Raw genomic sequence first — 21847 nt, 5'->3', positions numbered from 1 at the left:
ATCCTATGCAGCAACCGCCGAACCAAAGCTGTGATTGGGGTCGATCCCGGCCCGGTGATAACCATCCAATATGGCGCGGTAAGTCACCGGCGGGCGGATATTCAACCGCGCCCGCACCTGTTCCAACGGCAGGGGCAGCAGGCTGACGATATCCTGATGTCCAATCTTGGCAGCGATGCGGCCATTGCGCTGACCTTCTTTGATCGCGCGGAAAATTGGGGTGCCGCGCGGCGTAATCCGTTTTTCCTCCAGCGCGCCCATCCATGCAATGAATAGAAAGCCGAGGCTTTTATTCTGCGAATAAGAAAATGCGAGCAGCGATAATTCACCCAGCGGATCGCGGCCATAACCGCTCAAAATATGGAACATATCATGCGTGTCGCGCAGCCGATTATTATACCAGTCGAGCTGGTCATCATAATGGGGCACTTGCGCGGCGAATTTTTGCTGTTCTTCGACAAGGCCAGCAGCACTCAGCCCTTCGGCCTCCATGAAATCGGCATAAGCATGGGCGAGCGAACCGGCTGGCATTTTGCGTAAAGCGTCATGGTCGTCCAAAATTTCGGGCAGATATTCGCCGCTTTCCTGCAGCCGCCGTCCCAAGGGCGATGTCAAAAATGTTTTCGCTTCGGCAACAAATTTCCGGCCGCGCAGGTCATTGGTAATGTGGAACACCTGTTCGGTATCTTCCTTATCGGCCACAAGCTGCCGAAAGTGGCGCAGCGCCTTAATGGGGCGCAGACCGGCGCCGGGGCGGCCGGGATGGATCAGGGGGAGAGTGGTCATATCATTATCCAACAATCATTTTCATGCTCGCCAATATCGGCGAAGAATCGGTCCTTGCATTTCTTATTTACATCGATGTCAGTAAATTTCAAGCGGAAAATGACGGCTTGGCTGCTGCTCAATCGGGCTTTCGGCTTTTCAGCGGCGCTTATGCGGTATAGGGAGGGCAGATGAAACCGCATGAACATATCCCTTATACGGCGCTGCCTGATTATAGTGACGCTGAACGGATCGACCGGGCGCGAATGGTGTATGAACAGCTGAAAACCCGGCGGACATGTCGCCATTTTTCGGATGCGCCGGTTCCGCGTGAGGTGATAGAATATGCGCTGCTGGCCGCCGGAACCGCGCCCAATGGGGCCAATCATCAACCTTGGCATTTTGCAGTTATTGAAAGCGCGGATAAGAAAAAAGCGGTACGGGAAGAAGCGGAACGTGAAGAGGCCGCTTTTTATGATGGTAAAGCCAGCGCCGAATGGATCGAAGCGCTCGCTCCGCTTGGGACGGATGAGAAAAAACCTTATTTGGAAACCGCTCCCTATTTGATTGTGATATTCGGGCAGCGGCGCGGCGGGATGTTTCCGGGCGAAAAAAAGCAAAATTATTATGTGACCGAAAGCGTCGGTATCGCGGCGGGCCTGTTGATCGGTTCCCTTCATGACGCGGGCCTCGCGACGCTGACTCATACGCCCAATCCGATGAAGTTCCTCAATGAAATTTGCGGCCGGCCGTCGGATGAAAAGCCGATGATGATATTGGTGGTGGGAAAGCCTGCACCCGGTGCGACGATCCCTGTTCATGCTACGCATAAAAAGCCGTTGGACCAAATATCATCTTGGCTATGACAACTCCGCTATGGCCGCCACAATGAAGCTTGCAGCCCCTTCGGATAATGCGCATAGCGGTGCGGCTGCAGCAGCTCCCGCCCCCGCTGCCCAGTCCCGCTTTGTCAGTTTGGATTTTCTGCGTGGCTGCGCGGTTATGGGTATATTGGCGATGAACATTGTTGCTTTCGCCATGCCCGAAATCGCATATATCAATCCGGCTGCCTATGGCGCAGGCGATGGCGGCAATATAACCGCATGGCTGTTTGGATTTCTGTTTTTTGATGGCAAGATGCGCGGGCTATTCTCGCTTTTATTTGGCGCGAGTATGATGATTGTCATCATGCAAATGACCGAGCGCGGCGAAGATCCGACGAAACGTCACTATGCGCGGATGTTCTGGCTGGCTATTTTTGGCTTACTGCATTTTTTCCTAATCTGGTGGGGCGACATATTATTCAGCTATGCCGCGGCTGGATCGGTTGCCTATCTGTTTCATCATTTATCATCGCGCAGTTTGATCAAATGGGGGCTCATCCTTTATGCAGCCGCTTTCCTGACCATATCGCTGGCTTCAGGGGCAATGCTCTACACCCAATATCGCGCATATCAGCCGGGCGCGAGCGCAACCGAAATTCGCGATTATCGGGTATTGATAGAAGATACAGGCTATGGGCAGGCCGCCATTGACCGTGATCTTGCGGTTCACCGGGGCAGTTATGCGGGCATATTGGATGATAAGCTGACGGAAAAGCTATTTGATCCGTTATTGGGAATAATTGGCGTCTTGTTGGAAACATTGCCATTCATGTTGATCGGTATGGCGATGGCGCAAAATGGATTTATCACCGGGCAAGCAAAGCCGCAAACCTATCGGAGATTTGCGATATGGGGATTTGGCGGCGGATTGATCCTGACCGCTCTATGCGCAGCGGTGAACATTCGAACGGCTTTTGATCCCGTGACCGTGATGGTGATTGAAATGAACGCAGCCATGCCAGCGCGGTTATTGATGACGGTGGGATATGCCGCGTTGCTGATATTATTCATTCGCCGTTTTTCGCTGGCATGCATCAGCCAGCATATATCAGCCGCCGGGCGAGTGGCATTTACAAATTATATCGGAACCAGTGTTTGCATGACCGCGATTTTCTATGGCTATGGCTTTGGCCTTTACGGCCAAGTGAGCAGGCCGTGGCTTTATGGATTTGTGTTATGCGCGTGGGCGGTCATGCTTTTATGGTCAAAGCCGTGGCTCGCCCATTTTCATTACGGCCCGCTGGAATGGCTTTGGCGGTCATTGGCGCGCGGGCGGTTGCAGCCGTTGCGGCGTGTCGCCTAGCCTGCGCGACAGGAGCAGGCCAGACTGTGACGCCGGGCTGCGCCTCTGGGCTGTGACTTTGGGCCGCGTGATTTCTAGTAACGCTGCAGCGGCGGCGGCATGCGTTCGCCCATGTCTCTTGCCTTTATGGCATCATCGGCGAGTTTGGTCATATCCTCCAATTTACGATTTCGCGCCGCGCGTTTTGCCTTTGGGGTAAGGCCAGAGATATTCTCCATTATCCGTTCGGCATCCTGGTTATCCATGCCGATAACAAGGGCCAGAAACACGGCTGCTAAACCGAGCGACATGAAAATGATTATTGCATTATCCGGTGACATATTTTTCTCCCTTTCCCGCACAATCATAACTGGGCCAGTTGGTAAAGATCAGCCTGTTGCCTTGGGTTAGCAAATACTGCAGCAGCAGCGTTAATCCCGAGCCAATGAAATTGGTGAATGCCGAATTGGTGATTTAAGTGTCTGAACTTGCGAGGTCTTGACCCGGAATGCTGACCCCAACAAGCAGATATGCCGCCGCTATCCGGCAGCCCCTGTTCATTCTGCCGCAAGCTACTTGTTTTTATCGTATTTCCAATCGGTCCATTATGACGTTAGTCTTAGCGTTGGGGAAGATTCGCAGATCAATCATGCTGGGGAGCAACTGGGTGAAAAAGAATGCGCGCAACATCGTTTATATGATCGCAGCCGCAGGAACCGTTGCGGCTTGCGGCGGGGGCGGCACCCCGCCGCCGCCTGTATCGGTCCCGGCAACGGCGACGGTTACACCTCCTACTCCGCCGGTTAGCTCGGCTTGCAGCCTTCGGTCTAGGCAGGATTGGGCCGCAGCGCAGATTCGCGAATGGTATCTGTTTCCCGAAACTTTGCCTGCTACGGCTGACCCGTCGGGCTTTACGACAGTGTCCGCTTATATTGATGCGTTGACCGCAACGGCGCGGGGACAGGGACGGGATCGGTTTTTCACTTTTATCACATCAATCGAACAGGAAAACGCCTTTTTCCAAACGGGATCAAGCGCAGGTCTAGGTATAAGACTTAACTATGATATCGCCAATGGCCGGGTATTTGTGGCCGAAGCTTTTGAAGGCGCTCCTGCGCTGGCTGCCGGGATCGACCGCGGCACCGAAATATTGGCGATTGGCACGAGCGCCAGTAATTTGAGCAATGTCAGCGTCATCTTGGGATCACAAGGGGCAGCAGGTGTGTCTCAGGCTTTAGGACCGAATACCCCAGGGACGACCCGTTTTCTGCAAATAAGAAACGCAGCGGGCACCAGCACGGTGAGCGTTGCAAAAGCAGAATTCAACATCCAGCCCGTATCGAGCCGCTATGGGGCTACCATCATCAATGATGGCGGAAAGCAGATTGCTTACATCAATATGCGCACCTTTATTTCTACGGCGGACGCGCAATTGCGCAGCGCTTTTGCCAATTACCGGGCGCAAGGCATCACCGATTTTATCATCGATTTCCGTTACAATGGCGGCGGCCTTGTATCCACAGCGGAGTTGATGACCAATTTGCTGGGCGGGGCGCGCAGCAATCGTGATATTTTGTCCCGCACGACATTTCGCGTAGAAAAAAACAACAATGACCGGACCGAATTTTTCACCCCGCAGAGCCAGTCGGTCGGCGCTTTGAAAATAGCCTTTATCGGGACGGGAAGCACCGCATCGGCCAGCGAACTGGTGATGAATAGCTTCACGCCGTATATAGGGGTCAATGCCGCCTTGGTGGGTAGCGACACATTTGGCAAACCCGTCGGTCAAATTGCGTTAGATCAGGCATCATGCGATGACCGATTGCGGGTCGTTGCTTTTTCGACGCAAAATTCCGCCAATCGCGGATTTTACTATAATGGCATAGCCAGTGTGATGGGCACCACTTGCCAAGCGAGCGACGATTTGACCCGCCCACTCGGCGATCCGGCTGAAGAATCAGTGGCTCGGGCAATTGATTTTATACAGGGACGTAGTTGCACCGCGATCAGCAGCGCGGCTTCCGCAAAGACACAAGCGAAGATTTCCGGCGGCAAGCGAATTAGCAGCCAAATGCTGACCCCGGATGCACCCACACCAGCGCAGCGCGAGGTGCCGGGGCTATTTTAGGTTGATGCCGTTTGGTTCAGGACGTTGATGGCGGAATGGACGCGCCGTTCAATTTCGTCTCGCGGCAGGCCCGCTGGGATTTCCTCACCAATGCGATATTGGATGACGCCGGGCCGGTAAATCCAGCTGCTGCGCGGAATACATTTGCCGCTATCGACCGCGATCGGAACCACGGGCAGCTTCAGCATTTTATAGAGACCTGCAAAACCCGATTGCAGCGGCGGGCGATTGCCGCGCTCCACCCTAGTTCCTTCGGGAAATATCACAATGGGCCTTTCATCGACAATGGCCTGCTTCGCCTGCGCCAGCATTTGCCGCAATGTTTGCGCGCCGCCATCGCGGTCAACAAATATCATACCATAACGGCGCGCAGCAAATCCCCAAAATGGAATACGCGACAATTGCACCTTGGCGACCACCGCCGGATAGTCGAAAAACCGGTGCATATCGATGGTTTCAAACATGCTTTCATGTTTAATTGCAAATAGCACTGGCTTGTCGGGAATATAGCCATCAATTTTCACATGGACGCCCAATATCCAGCGCGCGCAAAAAGTTTGATAGCGGCTCCAGCAACGGACCACCCAACGCATCATGCGAACCGAGAAAATACTACCGGCAAAAGCGATGATGACATGCAGCGTCGATCCGCCGTAAAACACCAGCAAGAATAATATGGTTCGTACCGCCGCCACCAATTATAAACCAATCAGCGCTGCGAGGGCACGCAGCCAATATTTATTATATTCTTTGAACAATATGGCCAGCGAGGGGCGCGTCATCACGGCGTCATTAACGATCCGGATATTGTCCGGAATGGCTTGGTCCAATTCCAACCGCGCGCGGCGCATATGCCAGTCATGGGTTATCAGCCGCAATGATTTCACCTGATGCTTGGACACCCACCGCGCGGTTTCGAGGGCGTTGGAGCGGGTGTCGACCGCACGGAAGCCCAATTCGACGCAGCATTTGAATTGGCGGCTATATCCGGGATATTGCGCGGCCAGTTCCCCCGGACGCACGTCGCGGTCGACGCCCGATATAAGCATTTGTTTGGCTTGCCCAGCCTCCAAGACGGTCAGGCCATGATCGATGCGGTTGGCGCCGCCGGTTAAGACAACGACGGCATCGGTTGTCTGGGTCGGCGCCGGCTGCGGCAGCAATAAGGCAAACCAAGCAAAGCCCAGTATCCAAGCCAATAGCGTAAAGGAGGCGATCCGTTTCATCATCGATTGGGTATCAAATTCCGTTTAGAGCATTTTCCTGAGGGCGGAAACCACCGTCCACCGTGCCATAAGCATAGCCAGCCCGGTAACCGCAAGCGGAATGAGCGCCAATATGATCCACCCATACCATGGCATCGACGCCGAGGTGAGCATGCCGGGGCCCAAAGCGGAGAAACGGCCGGCCAAAAACCAGAATATAATCAATGCCGCGACAAACCCAATCAGCCCGCCGAGAAGGGAATCCAGTGCGACCCTACGCTGAAATAAACGGGCCGCCTGAATATCGGTCCCGCCGAGCATATGCATGATGTTGATCGTCTCTCGGTGGGTGTTAAGCGCGCTGCGCACCGCCAGGATCACGGCGGCCGATGTCGCCAGCAGCAATAGGAAAATAACGCCAGCGGCAAGCCATAACAATGCGCGCATCAACTGTAGATAAGGGGCCATCCACACCGCATGGCTATCAATCCTTGCCGAGGGCGAAAATTGCCGGACGGCGGTGCGCAGTGCCTTTATCTGCTTTTCATCAGGGCGATCTTTGAATGTCACATCAACCAGAGCGGGTATCGCAATATCCGCATCGATGATGTCTCCGCCCAGCCATGGTTCGAGCAGGTCGCGAACTTCGGCGTCTGGCACGGCCCTGATGCTTTCTATGTCGGCATTTGCCTGCAATGCCTTGCTGATCGCTGTGCGCTGAGCCGCTCTGACCGATGGGTCGGGCTCGATAATCTGGACAGTAATGCGAGAGCTTAGATCGTCGCTGCCTTGCTGTGCCGCATCGACCAGCAATAATCCGGCAATAGCCGACAGCAGGGTCAGGAACATCATGATCGCAATGACCCACGGCATCGGCCCAGAAATCCGGCCTTCGGGGATCAGCTGTCTTTCATGATCGGGCAAGGCAAAATCGAGCAGCATCAGTTTTTCAGCACCAATGGCCGCGGCGGGTTTTTTAGCAAGCCCGATGGATCGGAAAGCCGGCCTTTATCAAGGCGCATCATCTGCGCCCCTTCAATCTCATTCAACAGATGAATATCGTGAGTCGCCACCACGACCGTCGTGCCCAGTTTGTTCAGCGCAGCAAATAGCTGTAGCAGGCGTCTTGCCATATCGGGATCGACATTCCCGGTTGGCTCGTCCGCTACCAATATTTCAGGGCGGCCGATGACCGCGCGGGCGATGGCAACGCGCTGCTGCTCTCCGCCCGACAAGGTGGCGGGCCGCGCATCGGCTCTTTCGGTGAGGCCAATCCAAGCCAGCATTTCGGTGACGGGACCTTTCAGGTCCTTTTCCTGTATCCCCGCAATGCGCAGTGGCAGGGCGATATTATCAAAGGTCGATAAATGCGGAACAAGGCGGAAATCCTGAAACACAACGCCGATCCGGCGGCGAAATCCGGGGATTCGGTCTCGCGGCATGGTGACCGCATCCTTGCCGAACATACGGATGGCACCCCGGCTGGGCCGGTGGGCAAGATAGAGTAATTTGAGCAGCGACGTCTTCCCCGCGCCCGACGCGCCGGTCAGGAAATAGAAACTGCCCGGATAAAGCGTGAAGCTTAAATCCGTCAAAGTTTCCGCGCCGGTGCCGTAACGAAGCCCGACATTATCAAATTCTACCACGCTCTGCATTGCGCCCCAAATGGCATAATATGCCCGCTTTGGCCAAGCGAATAGTTAAGCTGCGGATTCAATAACACTAGCGTTGAGGTTTGAGGCCATTTTGCTCAGGGATAGGAAGTAAGCCGCAGCACTGCGCAAAATGGATCAGATCCCGAAGGCCACCAAAATGGGTTTGATCTCGTCGCAAAAGAGGCTTGCGGGCAATATAACTACCTGACTGCGCGCATTTTGCCCCGATATGTTCAGCTACGCTGGCCTGCGGCTCCGCCATTTTGGCGTCTCGATGATGATATTTATGCGTTTACGGCTTAGCGTTCCTCCGGCTATACTTGGACTTATTCTGTACAGGAGGTTTTGGTGCGCCATTTTTTGTCTGCAATAGCGATGACCGCGATGATGACCGCAGCGCCAGCACATGCCGCCGCCTACTCGTGTAACTTTGAAAGTAGAGGCACTGATTACATGTTGTCGATCAGCGTTGCTGGTAAATCGGTCACTTCCCTCGCGTTATATATGTCCCGCGCCGTCAACGAAAGCGCCCATGAATGTGAGATGTCATTTGCCACGGGCGATGGATTATCAAGCTGGGTGAATGATCAGTCAGGCAGCTATGCAAGAGTTGAAGGCGGAGCGGATTTTTTCGAGCTGTTGTTCATCCCAAATGGTGACGAATGGTCGCTCACTATTGGCGGAGCTACGCCAGGAGAGGCCGCACGGTGTGGTACTTTTGCCCTACCAACGGAAATTAGCATATCATTGGAACCTAGCGGTCAATGCAGCGTGGCTGTTCGGGCCGACGATTGATCTGGCGCCGCCTTCTTTTGACAAAAATGCGCCGTATATTCGCGCGCTTCCCTACTCATTTTCCAAGCGGCATTTGACCTTATCTTCTTCGGGGATAGTGTCGCCCATTAAACCCCATTGGGACATATCAGGTGTGAACATGGCCGCTATTGCGCCATCATTGGTTTGATAGAAATAGGACCCGCTAGTTGCCGGATAAGTGACGCCCTTATAAGTGATTGAGCTATTATCCGGGCTGGTGTCTATCGTCACGGTCCCGGCAAGGGGGAAGGCGCATTGATATACGCGGCCTTTCGCCGTGGCGGGCGGTGCATTGTTCGGCGCGGCTGTTTGCGTTTCTGCCGCCGCCTGCTGCGTTTCGGAGGCCGAACAGCCGGTCGCCATCGTCATCGCCAATAATGAAGCCATCGCTTTTTCAAGCGTCATACCAATCCTCCGCGATAATCATGTTACAGGTCACATCCTTTAATCCAGCGGATGAAACAATAATCCGGCAAGGGTAATCAATTCACGCATGCCATCAAGCTCCAGCTTGCGGATGACATTATTCATATGCGTCCGCACCGTCGGTTCGCCGCAATCCAGCAGCAGCGCAATATCGCTATTGGCGCGGCCCCATCCCAATAGGCGCAATGTCGCAGCCTCCATTCGGGTCAGGCCATGCAACCCGGCAATCATGCTGTCGGGTACGCGCACGGCGGGCACCGAAAATTCGCCGATCACAATTTGCTGCGGAGCGTCGCTGCGGCTCTCTTCGGATTTTTTTATGAGCGCAATTAGCTTAGCTAGCTCCGCATTGTCGGTGATGCCTTCTCCGGCCAGCTGGCTGCCCCCCATACTTTTTTGGCCCGCCTGACTGCTGGGCCGCTGCGGTGCGGCGATTGTTTTTTGTTGGATGAGGTCGCGGGGATCGGTTGTCATGGCTCGCTCTGCTCATTGGTATTTTCCTGCGGCGGCTGGGGCGAGGCGGGGCCGGAGCCCGGCGTCCCTTGTTTGACGCCTTGGGCGCGTGGATCGCTCACCGTTCGTTGCAGCATTTCGGCGGCCACCCCTTCGCGCGACGCCATATCCGAGATAACCGCCTGCGCCAATAGCGGCAACAGCATGATGATGACCATCGTCGCGGCGACCGATTTGATCGGCAGTGAAAGCATGAACACATTAAATTGCTGCGCAAAACGATTGAGAAAACCAAGCGCGAGATCGACGATGAATAATATCGTGATGACGGGCATCGAAAAGAAAAAGGCCCAGGCAAAAAGCCGCCCCAGCTCGCCTTCAAAAAATATCACGCTGCCTGCCTCAAGATTAAGCTGCCCTGTGCCCATGGGCCAGATGAGGTAGCTTTGCATAACCGTGCCGACCAGAAGCGTCAGGCCGCCCATCGACACAAAGACGACCTGCGCAAAGCGGCCCAATAATATTCCGTTGAGCGATGTGTGCGTCCCCGACAGCGGGTCAACAAGCTGCGCCATTGTTGCGCCGACTTTCGTGTCGATAATCTCTCCCGCCGCCGCCATCGCCCACATGACAGTGCCAAAGAAAAACCCAATGATCGCGCCTGCGGCAACCTCCCGGATCAACAATAAAAGCCAGCCAGCGGCCGATAGATTGGCGGGCGCAAAATCGGGGCGCATAGCAAGGGCGACAAGGCCAAAGGTTACGATGATGCTGTTGCGCACCGTTGCGGGCATAACTTCGCGCGAAAATATGGGCACAAAGATAAAGGAAAAAGCGAAGCGTGCCGAAGCGACGCCGACAAGTAAAATCTGATCAAGCCAGGGAATGGCAGTCAGCAATGGTTCGCCGACATCACCGCTTAGCCCCTCGGTCATGCTAGCCGCTGTGGCGAAAAGCATATAATCAGCCAGCATCAGCGGCCCACCGTTGCAAGACCGCTGAAAATCTGGTCAGTATAGGCATATAAGCTGCCCGCAACCAGCCCGCCGGTAATGAATAAGGCGATGACAATGGCGAAAAATTTCAGCGTGAATTGCAGCGTCTGTTCCTGCAGCTGCGTCGCTGCCTGAATGATGGCCACCAAAAGGCCAACGACCGACGCCGCAATGATGGGCGGGGCCGAAAGCAACAGGACAAGCCACATGGCCTCTATCGTCAAACCCGTAAGGTCCAAGGTCATAAGCCGCCCCTCCGCCGCACTTGCCAGCTGTTTCGATCTGCGCCGCTAAACATAAGATAGCACCAGATTATGGGACAGTTTCACCCACCCATCGACCAGCACGAATAACAATATCTTAAATGGCAGGGAAATGGTCACGGGGGATAACATCATCATCCCCATCGCCAGCAATATGTTGGAAATCACAAGGTCGATTATCAGGAAAGGTAGAAATATCAGAAAACCGATTTGAAAAGCCAGTTTCAATTCCTTGACCACAAAAGCAGGGATCAAGACGACAAAATCATTTTCCGATATTGGGTCATCCCTGCCTTCGGCTTGCATGATGCGTTTTTGGGTGCGCAGGAAAAAACCGCGTTGGCCCGCGTCGCTATGTTTGATCAGGAATTTGCGCAATGGTTCCTTCGCCCGGTCGGCGGTGGCAAAAATATCGCCGCTATTTTCCAGCGGGCTGACCGTTGTAACGCTGTCGCCCTCGATGGTTGGCCCGGCCATATTGGTGCCTGTTGATGCTTCATACATTTGGTTCAATGTCGGATACATGACATAGACGGTCAGGATCAGCGCAAGGCCGTTAATGACAACATTGGGCGGCACTTGCTGCAGACCCAGCGCGTTACGCACGAGGCTCAGCACGACGGCTATTTTGGTGAAACTGGTCACCATCACCGCAAAAAATGGGGCCAGCGCGATAAGAATGACCGTGACGAGCGCCGAACCCGGTGTGAATTGTGATAAATCCATTTACCCCTCCTGCTCTGAAATATGGACCGTTTCATCGCCGTATATCTCATCCACTGCAACCGCCATTCGGTCGCGTAAGGATAGGATACGGCCCAGTGCGACCGCGCGGTCGGCGATGAAAATTTCGCCTGCCTGACCCTCCGCCAATGGGGCGATCACCGCTGGTTCGCCCGCAGCGATGTCTAATAACCTGTCGGCGTTGATACCGTTGAAGCTGGTATGGAATTGCCATGCAGCGCATTCACCGGCACTGCCCATATGATCTGCGCCTGCCCCGTCTGCTGATGGTTCGAACTGACCTGTGTGCAAAGCGAATATGCCGGTTAAGACGGGCGGGCAGCCAATGGCCTCTATGTGCTGCGCGACATTTGGCGCGGCCTGCCGGAGGGTCAATGATGCCGCGGCCGATTGCGGTAATAGCAACCAGTCACCGATGGCCAGCCCCTGCGCTCCGTCCAGGCTGAGCTCTCCTCCATGCAGCGCCAGCCTTGCGGGCAATTTCAACGTCGCCGGATCGGGCGGGAGCAGCGCCGCCGCTTGTTGCCACAAAACCTGACGGGGATGATTATCGGCGATGAATAGGATCATCGCTTCATCGCCCAAGGTGATGTGATAAGCGTTATAGGCCCCTGCGGCGGATTGCCATTGGGGAAAAGGGGCAATGGTCGCAGGATCGAGTGGTAAACCAATTGCGGCCTCGATGCGGGATAATAACGGATCAAAAAGGTCCAATATCGGCATCGCTGCCTCGGCACTGTTTGCCGGTAATAAGGGCGCTCCGGTGGATGCTACCGGCATCCATGCGGCATGACCGTCGATCCAAAATAGGCCTGCATCCAAAGCCGCATAATATCCGTCATCATTGCGAAAAGTAAAATCGCACTGCGCTGCCCTCAGCAACGCTGCCACATGTTGCGGCCCGCTGGCTGGACCGGCCGGCGCATCGGCGTCATCGCCGGGCTCATTCCAATCGGTCAGCAATTCGCGTGTCATAGGGCGCTTCGCTCCATAGCAGAGCTGCCGACTAAGGCATTCCCATCCTGATCCCAATGCGCGAGCAGCGATATATTACCCGCAGTAATGCCGATCAAAAACCGTTCTCCATCAATCTCGATAATCGCCACCCGTTCCCTTTGCCCCAATGGCAAGGCACGCACGAAGCGGATATTCCCCCTGCCATCGCCTTGATCGGCGAGGCCCATTTGGCGGTCCTGCAATTTTTTTAACAGCCATATTGCGCCCCACGCCAGAGCGATAACCAGCGCCAGCGCGATGATGATTGCCAATATTGATGAAATGACGGTTCCAATACCCATAAATGCCCCTGACTATTTTTGTGATGTTATTATGATGAGAGACAAGTTCATGATGCAGCATCTCCGCCCGCCAATTTTGCGGATTTTATTGATCTTGCCTGCTGCTGCGCCGGGGCCTGTGCCTTCGCTTGTCCCGAAGCTTTTGTATGGGCTACGCGGTCCATATCATACCACATATCTGCTTGGCCCTCCCGCGCGCGCTTCGCCCAAAGGATGATTTCGGCAATCGCATCAAACATATCTTCGGGCACCATTTCGCCGATTTCGCCGCGCGCCCAAAGTTTGCGGGCCTGCGCAATATTGCGAATGATCGGCACTTCGCAGCGTTCGGCCTCGGCGCGCATCGCGGCGGCAATATCACCCTGTCCTTTGGCGGCGATGACCGGAATGGGGCATTCGGTTTCATCATAATCCAGCGCGATGGCAATATGCGTCGGATTGACCAATAAAGCAGATGCTGATCCAGCCGCGCCAATGGCATTTTGATTGGCCCATTGCTGCTGCAATTCGCGGCGCTGTGATTTAATATGCGGATCGCCTTCATCATCCTTATGTTCCTTGCGAATGTCGCGCATGCTCATCATCATTTTTTTGGTGAAACGATGTTTCTGGTAAATCCGGTCCAGGACACCGACCAGCAGGAACATAATAACGACCAATCCCAAAAAGGTCAGCGTTAGACTATAATTAAATTTGGCTGCGGCCAATGCGATCTGCTGCCGCTGTCCGCCCACGGGCGTGGTTTCGGACAAAGACACAAAATTGAAAACATCGCGCAGCGCCATCTGCAAAATCGCATAGGCAATGATGCATACCACAATCACCTTGACCAGCGTTTTGACCAATTCGGCAAGTCCCTCCATGCCAAACATACGCTTCAACCCTTCAACCGGGTTAAGTTTGTCAAGGGACGGCTTCATCTTCTCACTCGTAATCACCGGGCCGACTTGCAAATATTCGGCAAAAAGGCCGAGCAAGGCGATAGGGACCAATATTATCAGCGATAATTTCATCAGCAGCATAACACCCGCCCATGCGGTAGAACGCAAAGCATGACTGAAATCGGTTTCCGCTGTGCTATCCAGCGTTTGTTCGAAAAAATGATATATTTCGGTTGATATATAGGAAGCGCCCAGCGCGATCAGGACAAACCAAGCGAGCGTTAACAGGCCAAGACTGACATCTTTCGACTTTGCGACATCGCCTTTTTTTCGGGCGTCGCGTAATTTTTTGGGCGTTGGTAATTCAGTTTTGTCGCCACTGTCGTTTTTGTCAGCCATAATCTCCCCTGTCAGGCAGGACTATTTGAAACAGTTTCGAACCGGCGGTTGTTTTACTTGGCTAACGGCAAACACAACGACTGGTTTCTCTGAAAGAGAATACAGCCGTTGCTGCGTCACGACACGTCGCGACATTTTACCAATGGTCAGGCCGGTTTGGGAGGGGACCAAAAGAATCCGGCTGCAATAGGGGTAGGACTGGGCCAAAAGCTTGTCAATATTCTTTATTATTCTGTTAACCTTAACGGATGTTCATAAAGGGACTGATACTGTCCCCCGCCGGGACATCGCAGGTGCAGCCGGATTTTACATTGTCGCCTATATCTGGGTGGTTATCTGGAAAATGGATGCGGCGAACACCGGCTGGGCGCACAGTAGCTAAGGCGCGGAATCTCTATAGTTGGGTGGTAATACGCTACAATAATATGACCCGTTAATGACAGTAATGTTAATATAAGTCATTGCACTATATAAACAAAAATCGCATTCATTTTGCATTTAATGCCATATTGGGGTTGCAAGCTCCGATTTTTGGGTGGTATCTATCGACTCACTCGATACGAAAGTTGTCTGGGTGGGGACCACAGTTCATTTGGCGGCGTGAATGCCGCGCTTGGGGAGTTGTGGTATGCGATATGTAGCTTTTGCAAAGCTGGTGGCGGTCTCGTCATTCGCTGGTTTATTGACATTATCCGGATATGCACCGGATGCAGACGCCAAAAGCAAAAAGAAAGAACCGGAACCGGTTGCTTGTCCGGTAGACACAGCTATTCGCACGGCGGATCCTGCGCTCCTGCGGCGCTTCGGCTTATTAGAAGGCTGCGCTGCACAGATAGCGGTCATGCCTGCTACGCCGGATGAGTATCTGGATCCCAATGTGGTCATGATAAATGCCGACGAAATTGAGCAAAATTATGGGCAGCCACCTGCTCAAGCACCGGGTAGTAATTTTGCTGGCTCGAAAAAGCGCGGCAAGAAAGATGAGCCCTTTTCCATGTTCAGCTACACCAACGTCAATCATGCGGATAAAGGCCAATTTTATTATGTCGAAGATGCGGTGCAGGCCGACTTTGATGATTATGCGCAAATGCCGTTGTCGGGCAATGGTGTCGCGGTCTCGGTTCGGCCAAGCGCGCGGGAAATTGCGGTTGACGCAAGATTATTGAGCAGCGGGGCGATGGACGGTCAATATGGGCTCGGCGCTGCTGCCGATTATGGAGATTATAGCAATGCGGCAGGATCGCTCGATATATTGGGGATGGAGCCGCGAAGTTACCGGACAATCCATGACAACCTAATCACCCGTACCGCCCAAAAGCACCGTATTGATCCGTTGCTGCTCCATGCGGTGATTAAACAGGAATCGGGATATAAATCGGGTGCGGTCAGCCATGCTGGCGCGCGCGGATTGATGCAGATCATGCCCGCCACTGGCCGCTCTTTGGGTGTGGCACCGTCTAACTTGCACAATGCAGAAGTGAATGTCGATGCAGGGGCACGGTTGCTGCGCAAACTATGGTTCAAATATGGCGGCAATGTCGATTTGATGCTCGCCGCTTATAATGCCGGTGAAGGCGCGGTAGCCAAATTTGGCAATAAAATCCCGCCGTACCGCGAAACGCAAAATTATGTGAAGGTAATCAAGGCGCATTATTATAAATTGCTTGCGGAACAAACAGCGGGCCAGGCGCAGCAGTGAATAAAAGCTCACGCCTGTCTTCTGTATTAGCTGGGGGGGCTATGCTCTCATCGCTTTGGCTGCCTATCGCGGTGCTGGCGATATTCCTGCTGTTGATCGTGCCGCTGCCTCCCTTTATCCTCGACATGTTTGTCGCGGTGAATTTGACCATCGGCGTCCTGTTGCTGCTCAGCGCTATTTACGTCACCAAGCCGCTCGATTTCAGCACATTTCCGACCGTTTTGTTATTCACAACTATATTCCGCATCGGGATTTCGGTCGCGACAACGCGCGCCATTTTGGCGGAGATGGACGCTGGTCACATCATTCAGCAATTTGGCGAAATGGTGGCGGGCGGCTTGCTTGCCGTGGGTCTTGTCATTTTCCTGATTCTCGCCATTGTGCAATTTATCGTGATTGCGAAAGGCGCAGAGCGCGTTGCCGAGGTTGCGGCGCGGTTCAGTCTGGACGCGATGCCCGGCAAGCAATTGTCGATCGACAGCGACCTGCGTTCTGGCCTTTTGAGCAAGGATGAGGCGCGGGAAAAACGCCGCGTTCTTGAAATGGAAAGCAAGTTTAACGGTAGCCTCGACGGCGCGATGAAATTTGTGAAGGGCGATGCGATTGCCTCCATCTGTATCGTGCTCATCAACTTAATCGGCGGCATTGCGGTGGGGATGTTTTCGCATGGATTGTCCTTGTCACAATCCGCAGAGGTTTTCTCCATATTGACCATCGGTGACGGGCTTGTGGCGCAATTGCCCGCGCTATTTTCCGCCTTGGCCGCCGGCATTTTGGTGACCCGTACAACCGATGAAGAACGGGAAAAAGAACTGGCCCCGGTCATTGCGCAGCAAATTGTCGGTAAACCGCATGTGTTATTCATTGCGGCTGCGGTTTGTGTCTTATTGGGGTTGATCCCCGGTTTTCCCATGCTGACCTTTTTCGGCCTCGCCGCTGTGCTCGCCGGGACGGGGCTGTTCCGGCATCCTGTTTCGGCGCCTGTGGTTCGGGCGAAATTGGGAATGCCAGAGATTCAGATGGCTCCTGTTGGTCAGGCGCGTATTGCCGCAGCGGCCCCGATAGCAGTTGAACCCTTGCGGCTTACCGTTGGCATATCGGGCAATAGCGCCGATTTTGCCGCGTTAAATGACGAGGTAACGGCCGCTGTGGACCGCGTGCAAGCGCGCAGCGGCGTTCCTATCCCCGCGCTATCGTTGCAAAGCGTGGATGGTTTGGACGCAAATGCCTGGGATTTGCAGGCTTTTGAAGCGCCGCTCGGGCAAGGTATATCGAAGGCCGAAAACCCGCCTTTGCATATCGCCTTGCTGACCGAGCACCTGCTGGAAAATAATCTCTCGATATTTTTGGGACTTCAGGAAGTCACCAATATGCTCGACCAGCTGGGCGAGGAATATCCCGAGGTTGTGAAAGAAGCCGTGCGAGCAGTGCCCGTTGGCAAAATAGCCGAGATATTGAAAATCTTGGCCGAAGAACGCGTTTCTATTCGCAATTTGCGCGACATCGTAGAAGCGATAGCCGACATATCGCAATATGAACGCGACACCGGACCAATGGTCGAACGGGTGCGCGTTGCCATTCGGCGGCAATTAAATGCCCCGCTATGCGTCGATGGCCGGTTGAAGGCTTTGATGATCGGCGGCGAATTAGAAGCAATTATCCGCGAAACTTTGACAGAAGTAGACGGCCAGTTCCGGCTGGCGATTAACCCTGCGCAAATGCGGGCCCTGATCGCTTTGGTGCGCAGCGAAAGCGAAGCGACGGGCGCGCAAGTTATCCTGACCTCACAAGATTTGCGCCGTCCGATGCGGCTATTGATCGCTGCCGATTTACCGGGGACGGCGGTGCTGTCCTTCAATGAATTAAACCCCACTGTCCCGCTTGATATTTTGGGCGAGATGAACCGCGCGGCTGACGCGTTGAACCATGATGAAAATATATCTGCCTCAGAGAGGAGCGCTGCATGACCAAGAGATTCTTGCCTTTGGCTGTTGCTATGTTGACACTATCTTTTTCGGCTATGGCCATGGCATCGGAGCCGCCATTTCCGTCCAAAAAGATTAAACTATCACCGCAGCAGGATAGTGTGCAGGCGACCGTAATGGATCTTTTTGCGCAATCCGGTTTGAAGGTGAAAATCAGCAACCGGATCAGTAAAAAAAATCTGTCGGCAACGTGGATAGATACGCCGAGCAATATTTGGCGGCAAATGGCGAAGACATTCAATATGGTGGCTTTTTACGATGGTTCGGTGGTCCGCATATATTCAGCCGATGAGATCAGCTCGCGCAGTTTTCGGTCCGACGCGCCCGCTACTGTCGTCGCGCAGGCGCAGCGGCAGAAGCTGACCGGAAATGGCAATTCGGTAAAGGCCGGCAATGGCAGCGTGATGGCATCGGGCGTGCCTGAATTTTTGGAGCGCATTGCACAGCTGTCGCAAACTGCGGCTGCGCCGCCTGTCATCGCATCGGCAGAGGTAACGCAGGCGGCGATTACGCCAGCGGTTCCCGATGGATCGACGATTGTTTCGCCGCTGAACAAGCCGGGTCAGGAATTGAGCGCGCGCAGAACGCTGCCCAAGAAATATGATCCATCGAGCTATGAACCTGATTTCAGCGTATCGAACCGATCAACCGAACGGCAACCGTATGAGGTACGGACCTATTTCCTAAAATATGCCGAAGCGCAGGACCGCACAATCGTAGCCGGCGAAGATAGTATCGTGATCCCCGGCGTTGCGTCGCAAATCACCGCTATAATGGGTGACGGTGCGGTGCAAAGCGCGGAGGTTATTGCAAAGGGGAACCGTCAGCTGCCATCGCGAGCGGAAGTGGATAGCGGGGTTTTATATGGCAATGACAATGCCAACCCATTTGCGCCGCCGGTAGTCGTGCAAAAAGATCGGGCCCGCCCTGATCCCAACGGTCCGCGCATCACCGCGGTGGCAGACCGCAATGCCGTGATGATCCGCGACCGGCCAGAGGCTATGGAGGTATATGACGGCTTGATCCGCACATTGGACCGGCCGAAGGTTCAGGTTGAAATTGAAGCCGTTATTTTGGACCTTGATGTTTCAAAGCTCAGCTCGCTCGGCATTGATTTAAGCTTTGGCGTATCGGCGCTGGGCGGAATATTTGGCGGGCGGTTGAATGATGGCGGCGCATCGCTCGACCTGCGTTCGGTTGATAGCCTGACTTCGCCGGCAGAATTTGTAACCGCACAGATCAATGCTCTTCAAAACAAAGGCTATGCCCGCGTGGAGCAGCGCCCGCGTCTCATCACCCGTGACAATGAACCCGCGATCAGCGACAATCGCCAAATCTATCCGGTGGTGGCGCAGGGTGAGCGCGTGGCGCAAATTGTGAATTACCGGTTTGGCACCTTCATGAAAATCCTGCCGAGCGTCACGCGGGAGACGGATTCTTTGATGGTCCGTTTGAATATCGATGTGCGCGATGGGCAGTTGATCGGGATTCAGCCCAATAGCAACCTGCCTATTATCAAGAATAATCTGCTCACCACCGCAACCGATATTCGCGAAGGGGAGAGTTTAATTATCGGCGGGATTTCGATTGAGGAAACGACACGGACGAAACGCGGCTTGCCCATTATCGGAACCCGGACAAAAGGATATCGCCGGATCGAACGGATTGTCATCATCACCCCCCGCATATTATCAAATCGCGCTGGGCCAGAGGTCGCATCCGATGCGCAAGGCGCAAATTTCAACCCGATTGATTTGAATAAATTGCCGGATACCGGTGGCAAGAAAACACGCGGAGAGCGGTATGATTGATGCCGCAGGCTGTATCCTCACATGGAGATGGCCATGAACGCGGCCAGTAACCGTCAAATGCAGACCGGTATGATTTTGCGCGTCCTGACGGGTCGTCAGCGCGATGCCCGTTACCGCCTGTCGCCTGGATTGAAGATTACGATCGGACGCAGTTTTTCGCACGACATTGTTTTGCGCGGAGGGCGCGGCGGTGATTTTTCGCTAATCCTTCATTCGGGCAAGGATATTTCCGTCATTGAAATGGTATCGGGTAGCATCACTTTATTGGGGCAGCAGTTGAATGAAGGCGCAAAAGCGCAGCTGCCGTCCTTTGTGCCATTTGAGGCAGGCGGCATTTTCATTGCCATTGGCGATGCTGAATCGAATAGGTGGGACGAAGCGCTGCGGTTGACCGAGCAAAATTGGCCTGCCGATGAGGTGCCAGATGACGATGCTGTGCCCGCCGCAGGTGATGCCGCAGAAGAGCAGCCGATGGCCGCTGCGGCTCATAATGCGCCGGCAAAGAGTGTGGCGGGACAATTGCTGACTAAAATACCGGTCGAAGGCGCGACATTCCAACATATGCTCACCCATTTTTCCGCACGTTACCGGGTGATTGAGGAACAATGGCAATTGGACCGGCGCTGGCCATTTTTGGCGGCCGCGGCGGCTTTATTATTGATCGGGCTGGTTATGTATAATCCGGCGCGTGATTGGATCGGGCAAACGTTTAACGATCCAGCGGCGGTAGAGGCGCGGTTGGAACGGGTCGGCTTTCCCGATTTGTCGGTAGAACGCACCGCCGATGGCCGCTTGATGATTACCGGCTTACTGCGCACCGATGCCGAATATAACCGTTTTCGCGATTATGCCCGCGAAAAATATCCCGATGCCGAAATTGCGGTGCAAAGCATGGACGGCCTCGCCGATTCTGCGACAGCTATATTAGAGGCGCAGGCAATTGATGCGCAGGCAAGGCCGGGTAATGGCCGGTCGCTGGTGATTGACAGCGAATATTTACCGGGCGATCGTCAGGCCGAATTAAAGTCAGCAATCTTGGCTGATTTGCCGCTGATTAAATCGGTTACTTTTGTCATGACGGGACAAAGGGGCGATGATAATTTGCAATATTTCTTCTCGAAAAGCGGATTTGGCTATGCCTCTTATGTCGAAGGTGATCCTTCCTATATCCGCACGGCGGATGGAACGACATGGATGAAGGGCGCGAAGCTTCCCACAGGTCATACGGTTCTGGATATTTCATCGGGCCGCATCCGGTTTGAGCGCATGGGCGTTACGGAGGAATTGGTGGTGATCGAAGGCGCCGACCCGGCCATGGATGACGGCACCAAAACCGATATAGAATCAACTGCTGCCCCCGGGGGCGGCAATGATAGTGAAGTGGTCGCAAACCAATGAAGATGTTTAGTCAGCAAGGAAGGAAATGAAGATGAGTAATCCTGTCGATAGTGTGAATAACAACAATATAATGTATTCGCCCATGCTGGTATCGGGCGGACAGCGCAGCAAAAACTGGTTTGAAGCATTTGCCAATGCGTGGGGTGAGGCATTGGACAAGCAAGCAGATGTGATCGTGCAGCGGTCGAATGCGTTGGGCCAAGAAGGGCTCGACCGGCCATCGGATATTACCCAGCTTACTGCAGAATCGATGCGCATGAGCTTTATGGCCAACAGCTCTCACACATCGCTCGACTCTGTATCGAAAGCGTTGGAGACGATGGCCCGGAAAGGATAAAATATGGCAGCCGAATCTATGGTCGTATCCGCTGTTGGCAATGGTTCGACATCGGGTGCAATGCGGACCCATAATCTGGATGAAATGTTTGGAGCAAAAACCGGCAGTCCGGAGATGAATGCCCGTTTCACCCAATCAATGCAGCGAGCCGAGGCAAGCGCACCTGTGGGCGGCAGTGAAATGCCTGCGCCTGTGAAAACCATGTTTTCCGCATTGGATAATGTGAATGTGCAGGCAAAGGCGGTGTCGGATTATGCCGCAACCGCCGAGGCAAGTGGCGGGCAATTGACGCCCGGAGAAATTGTCCAACTGACCATGAAATGTCAGGAGTTCATGTTCCAGTGTCAGTTAACCTCCAACATTGCCAACCGCAGTTCGGACGGGGTGCAGCAATTATTCCGTCAGCAATAAAAGGGGAGCAGA

General features: G+C 54.0%; 24 protein-coding genes. 10 read left to right on the top strand and 14 right to left on the bottom strand.

Features of this window, described 5'->3' with window-relative positions; genetic code table 11:
• Nucleotides 1–3: 3 nt before the first annotated feature.
• The gene (locus ACFOWX_RS11830; protein WP_381424353.1) at nucleotides 4–786 is read right to left on the bottom strand and encodes a Coq4 family protein; all 783 of its coding nucleotides are present in this window, start codon (nucleotides 784–786) and stop codon (nucleotides 4–6) included.
• Between the two features lie 170 nt (nucleotides 787–956).
• Between ACFOWX_RS11830 and ACFOWX_RS11825 the strand changes: the two genes are divergently transcribed.
• Nucleotides 957–1631 carry a nitroreductase family protein gene (locus ACFOWX_RS11825; RefSeq protein ID WP_381424351.1) on the top strand — a complete coding sequence of 225 codons (675 nt, stop codon included), beginning with the start codon at nucleotides 957–959 and terminating at the stop codon, nucleotides 1629–1631.
• Between the two features lie 22 nt (nucleotides 1632–1653).
• Nucleotides 1654–2952 (top strand): DUF418 domain-containing protein, encoded by a 1299-nt coding sequence (locus tag ACFOWX_RS11820; RefSeq protein ID WP_381424349.1) that lies wholly within the window; start codon nucleotides 1654–1656, stop codon nucleotides 2950–2952.
• A gap of 74 nt (nucleotides 2953–3026) precedes the next feature.
• Here ACFOWX_RS11820 and ACFOWX_RS11815 read toward each other — a convergent pair whose 3' ends face one another.
• On the bottom strand, nucleotides 3027–3272 hold the full coding sequence (locus tag ACFOWX_RS11815) for a hypothetical protein (protein ID WP_381424348.1): 246 nt from the start codon (nucleotides 3270–3272) through the stop codon (nucleotides 3027–3029).
• A 326-nt stretch (nucleotides 3273–3598) separates the two neighbouring features.
• Between ACFOWX_RS11815 and ACFOWX_RS11810 the strand changes: the two genes are divergently transcribed.
• On the top strand, nucleotides 3599–5059 hold the full coding sequence (locus tag ACFOWX_RS11810; protein ID WP_381424346.1) for a S41 family peptidase: 1461 nt from the start codon (nucleotides 3599–3601) through the stop codon (nucleotides 5057–5059).
• Here ACFOWX_RS11810 and ACFOWX_RS11805 read toward each other — a convergent pair.
• Genes ACFOWX_RS11805 through ftsE form a run of 4 tightly spaced genes read right to left on the bottom strand, consistent with a single transcriptional unit; the run spans nucleotide 5056 to nucleotide 7919 of the window.
• Nucleotides 5056–5754: a lysophospholipid acyltransferase family protein gene (locus ACFOWX_RS11805; protein ID WP_381424344.1), complete on the bottom strand. Its 699-nt coding sequence runs from the start codon at nucleotides 5752–5754 to the stop codon at nucleotides 5056–5058. The two genes, ACFOWX_RS11810 and ACFOWX_RS11805, sit on opposite strands and share 4 nt — an antisense overlap.
• 3 nt (nucleotides 5755–5757) lie before the next feature.
• Nucleotides 5758–6288, bottom strand: coding sequence for a YdcF family protein (locus ACFOWX_RS11800; protein WP_381424342.1), 531 nt, complete (start codon nucleotides 6286–6288; stop codon nucleotides 5758–5760).
• A 21-nt stretch (nucleotides 6289–6309) separates the two neighbouring features.
• Entirely contained in the window at nucleotides 6310–7206 is an 897-nt protein-coding gene (locus ACFOWX_RS11795) for a cell division protein FtsX (RefSeq protein ID WP_381424339.1), read from the bottom strand.
• Nucleotides 7206–7919, bottom strand: a complete 714-nt coding sequence (gene ftsE, locus ACFOWX_RS11790) for a cell division ATP-binding protein FtsE (RefSeq protein WP_381424337.1) — start codon at nucleotides 7917–7919, stop codon at nucleotides 7206–7208. The genes ACFOWX_RS11795 and ftsE overlap by 1 nt, the downstream gene beginning before the upstream one ends.
• 348 nt (nucleotides 7920–8267) lie before the next feature.
• Between ftsE and ACFOWX_RS11785 the strand changes: the two genes are divergently transcribed.
• A complete protein-coding gene (locus ACFOWX_RS11785) occupies nucleotides 8268–8714 on the top strand; it encodes a hypothetical protein (RefSeq protein WP_381424335.1) in 447 nt (148 codons plus the stop codon).
• 51 nt (nucleotides 8715–8765) lie between these two features.
• Here ACFOWX_RS11785 and ACFOWX_RS11780 read toward each other — a convergent pair whose 3' ends face one another.
• From ACFOWX_RS11780 to ACFOWX_RS11745, 8 genes are read right to left on the bottom strand one after another with little or no spacing between them, the layout of a single operon-like run.
• A complete protein-coding gene (locus tag ACFOWX_RS11780) occupies nucleotides 8766–9140 on the bottom strand; it encodes a hypothetical protein (RefSeq protein WP_381424334.1) in 375 nt (124 codons plus the stop codon).
• A 39-nt stretch (nucleotides 9141–9179) separates the two neighbouring features.
• A complete protein-coding gene (locus ACFOWX_RS11775; RefSeq protein WP_381424332.1) occupies nucleotides 9180–9635 on the bottom strand; it encodes a helix-turn-helix domain-containing protein in 456 nt (151 codons plus the stop codon).
• Nucleotides 9632–10549, bottom strand: coding sequence for a type III secretion system export apparatus subunit SctT (gene sctT / locus ACFOWX_RS11770; protein WP_381424330.1), 918 nt, complete (start codon nucleotides 10547–10549; stop codon nucleotides 9632–9634). The genes ACFOWX_RS11775 and sctT overlap by 4 nt, the downstream gene beginning before the upstream one ends.
• Before the next feature lie 38 nt (nucleotides 10550–10587).
• Entirely contained in the window at nucleotides 10588–10854 is a 267-nt protein-coding gene (sctS, locus tag ACFOWX_RS11765; RefSeq protein ID WP_381424329.1) for a type III secretion system export apparatus subunit SctS, read from the bottom strand.
• Nucleotides 10855–10899: 45 nt separating this feature from the next.
• Nucleotides 10900–11598, bottom strand: a complete 699-nt coding sequence (sctR, locus tag ACFOWX_RS11760) for a type III secretion system export apparatus subunit SctR (RefSeq protein WP_381424327.1) — start codon at nucleotides 11596–11598, stop codon at nucleotides 10900–10902.
• Nucleotides 11599–12591, bottom strand: a complete 993-nt coding sequence (locus ACFOWX_RS11755) for a hypothetical protein (protein ID WP_381424325.1) — start codon at nucleotides 12589–12591, stop codon at nucleotides 11599–11601.
• Nucleotides 12588–12914 carry a flagellar biosynthetic protein FliO gene (gene fliO / locus ACFOWX_RS11750; RefSeq protein ID WP_381424323.1) on the bottom strand — a complete coding sequence of 109 codons (327 nt, stop codon included), beginning with the start codon at nucleotides 12912–12914 and terminating at the stop codon, nucleotides 12588–12590. The genes ACFOWX_RS11755 and fliO overlap by 4 nt, the downstream gene beginning before the upstream one ends.
• A 47-nt stretch (nucleotides 12915–12961) precedes the next feature.
• Nucleotides 12962–14194, bottom strand: a complete 1233-nt coding sequence (locus ACFOWX_RS11745) for an EscU/YscU/HrcU family type III secretion system export apparatus switch protein (protein ID WP_381424322.1) — start codon at nucleotides 14192–14194, stop codon at nucleotides 12962–12964.
• A 628-nt stretch (nucleotides 14195–14822) separates the two neighbouring features.
• On the opposite strand from ACFOWX_RS11745, the gene ACFOWX_RS11740 reads away from it, so the two are divergent.
• From ACFOWX_RS11740 to ACFOWX_RS11715, 6 genes are read left to right on the top strand one after another with little or no spacing between them, the layout of a single operon-like run.
• Entirely contained in the window at nucleotides 14823–15893 is a 1071-nt protein-coding gene (locus tag ACFOWX_RS11740; protein ID WP_381424320.1) for a lytic transglycosylase domain-containing protein, read from the top strand.
• A 41-nt stretch (nucleotides 15894–15934) separates the two neighbouring features.
• A complete protein-coding gene (locus tag ACFOWX_RS11735) occupies nucleotides 15935–17860 on the top strand; it encodes an FHIPEP family type III secretion protein (protein WP_381424317.1) in 1926 nt (641 codons plus the stop codon).
• Nucleotides 17857–19689 carry a secretin N-terminal domain-containing protein gene (locus ACFOWX_RS11730; RefSeq protein WP_381424315.1) on the top strand — a complete coding sequence of 611 codons (1833 nt, stop codon included), beginning with the start codon at nucleotides 17857–17859 and terminating at the stop codon, nucleotides 19687–19689. The genes ACFOWX_RS11735 and ACFOWX_RS11730 overlap by 4 nt, the downstream gene beginning before the upstream one ends.
• A 33-nt stretch (nucleotides 19690–19722) precedes the next feature.
• On the top strand, nucleotides 19723–21087 hold the full coding sequence (locus ACFOWX_RS11725) for a hypothetical protein (protein ID WP_381424313.1): 1365 nt from the start codon (nucleotides 19723–19725) through the stop codon (nucleotides 21085–21087).
• Nucleotides 21088–21118: 31 nt separating this feature from the next.
• Nucleotides 21119–21424: a hypothetical protein gene (locus ACFOWX_RS11720; RefSeq protein ID WP_381424311.1), complete on the top strand. Its 306-nt coding sequence runs from the start codon at nucleotides 21119–21121 to the stop codon at nucleotides 21422–21424.
• Nucleotides 21425–21427: 3 nt separating this feature from the next.
• Nucleotides 21428–21835: a hypothetical protein gene (locus ACFOWX_RS11715; protein WP_381424309.1), complete on the top strand. Its 408-nt coding sequence runs from the start codon at nucleotides 21428–21430 to the stop codon at nucleotides 21833–21835.
• The last annotated feature ends 12 nt before the right edge of the window (nucleotides 21836–21847 follow it).

This window comes from Sphingorhabdus arenilitoris (assembly GCF_042651485.1).
In the GTDB taxonomy this organism is placed as follows: domain Bacteria; phylum Pseudomonadota; class Alphaproteobacteria; order Sphingomonadales; family Sphingomonadaceae; genus Sphingorhabdus_B; species Sphingorhabdus_B arenilitoris.
This window is presented reverse-complemented; position numbering and strand designations above follow the sequence as displayed.

Coding starts and splice junctions, on each gene's coding strand:
- ACFOWX_RS11830 (WP_381424353.1), bottom strand. CDS start 786: ATGACCACTCTCCCCCTGATCCATCCCGGCCGCCCCGGCGCCGGTCTG.
- ACFOWX_RS11825 (WP_381424351.1), top strand. CDS start 957: ATGAAACCGCATGAACATATCCCTTATACGGCGCTGCCTGATTATAGT.
- ACFOWX_RS11820 (WP_381424349.1), top strand. CDS start 1,654: ATGAAGCTTGCAGCCCCTTCGGATAATGCGCATAGCGGTGCGGCTGCA.
- ACFOWX_RS11815 (WP_381424348.1), bottom strand. CDS start 3,272: ATGTCACCGGATAATGCAATAATCATTTTCATGTCGCTCGGTTTAGCA.
- ACFOWX_RS11800 (WP_381424342.1), bottom strand. CDS start 6,288: ATGATGAAACGGATCGCCTCCTTTACGCTATTGGCTTGGATACTGGGC.
- ACFOWX_RS11795 (WP_381424339.1), bottom strand. CDS start 7,206: ATGCTGCTCGATTTTGCCTTGCCCGATCATGAAAGACAGCTGATCCCC.
- ftsE (WP_381424337.1), bottom strand. CDS start 7,919: ATGCAGAGCGTGGTAGAATTTGATAATGTCGGGCTTCGTTACGGCACC.
- ACFOWX_RS11780 (WP_381424334.1), bottom strand. CDS start 9,140: ATGACGCTTGAAAAAGCGATGGCTTCATTATTGGCGATGACGATGGCG.
- ACFOWX_RS11775 (WP_381424332.1), bottom strand. CDS start 9,635: ATGACAACCGATCCCCGCGACCTCATCCAACAAAAAACAATCGCCGCA.
- sctT (WP_381424330.1), bottom strand. CDS start 10,549: ATGACCGAGGGGCTAAGCGGTGATGTCGGCGAACCATTGCTGACTGCC.
- sctS (WP_381424329.1), bottom strand. CDS start 10,854: ATGACCTTGGACCTTACGGGTTTGACGATAGAGGCCATGTGGCTTGTC.
- sctR (WP_381424327.1), bottom strand. CDS start 11,598: ATGGATTTATCACAATTCACACCGGGTTCGGCGCTCGTCACGGTCATT.
- ACFOWX_RS11755 (WP_381424325.1), bottom strand. CDS start 12,591: ATGACACGCGAATTGCTGACCGATTGGAATGAGCCCGGCGATGACGCC.
- fliO (WP_381424323.1), bottom strand. CDS start 12,914: ATGGGTATTGGAACCGTCATTTCATCAATATTGGCAATCATCATCGCG.
- ACFOWX_RS11745 (WP_381424322.1), bottom strand. CDS start 14,194: ATGGCTGACAAAAACGACAGTGGCGACAAAACTGAATTACCAACGCCC.
- ACFOWX_RS11740 (WP_381424320.1), top strand. CDS start 14,823: ATGCGATATGTAGCTTTTGCAAAGCTGGTGGCGGTCTCGTCATTCGCT.
- ACFOWX_RS11735 (WP_381424317.1), top strand. CDS start 15,935: ATGCTCTCATCGCTTTGGCTGCCTATCGCGGTGCTGGCGATATTCCTG.
- ACFOWX_RS11730 (WP_381424315.1), top strand. CDS start 17,857: ATGACCAAGAGATTCTTGCCTTTGGCTGTTGCTATGTTGACACTATCT.
- ACFOWX_RS11725 (WP_381424313.1), top strand. CDS start 19,723: ATGAACGCGGCCAGTAACCGTCAAATGCAGACCGGTATGATTTTGCGC.
- ACFOWX_RS11720 (WP_381424311.1), top strand. CDS start 21,119: ATGAGTAATCCTGTCGATAGTGTGAATAACAACAATATAATGTATTCG.
- ACFOWX_RS11715 (WP_381424309.1), top strand. CDS start 21,428: ATGGCAGCCGAATCTATGGTCGTATCCGCTGTTGGCAATGGTTCGACA.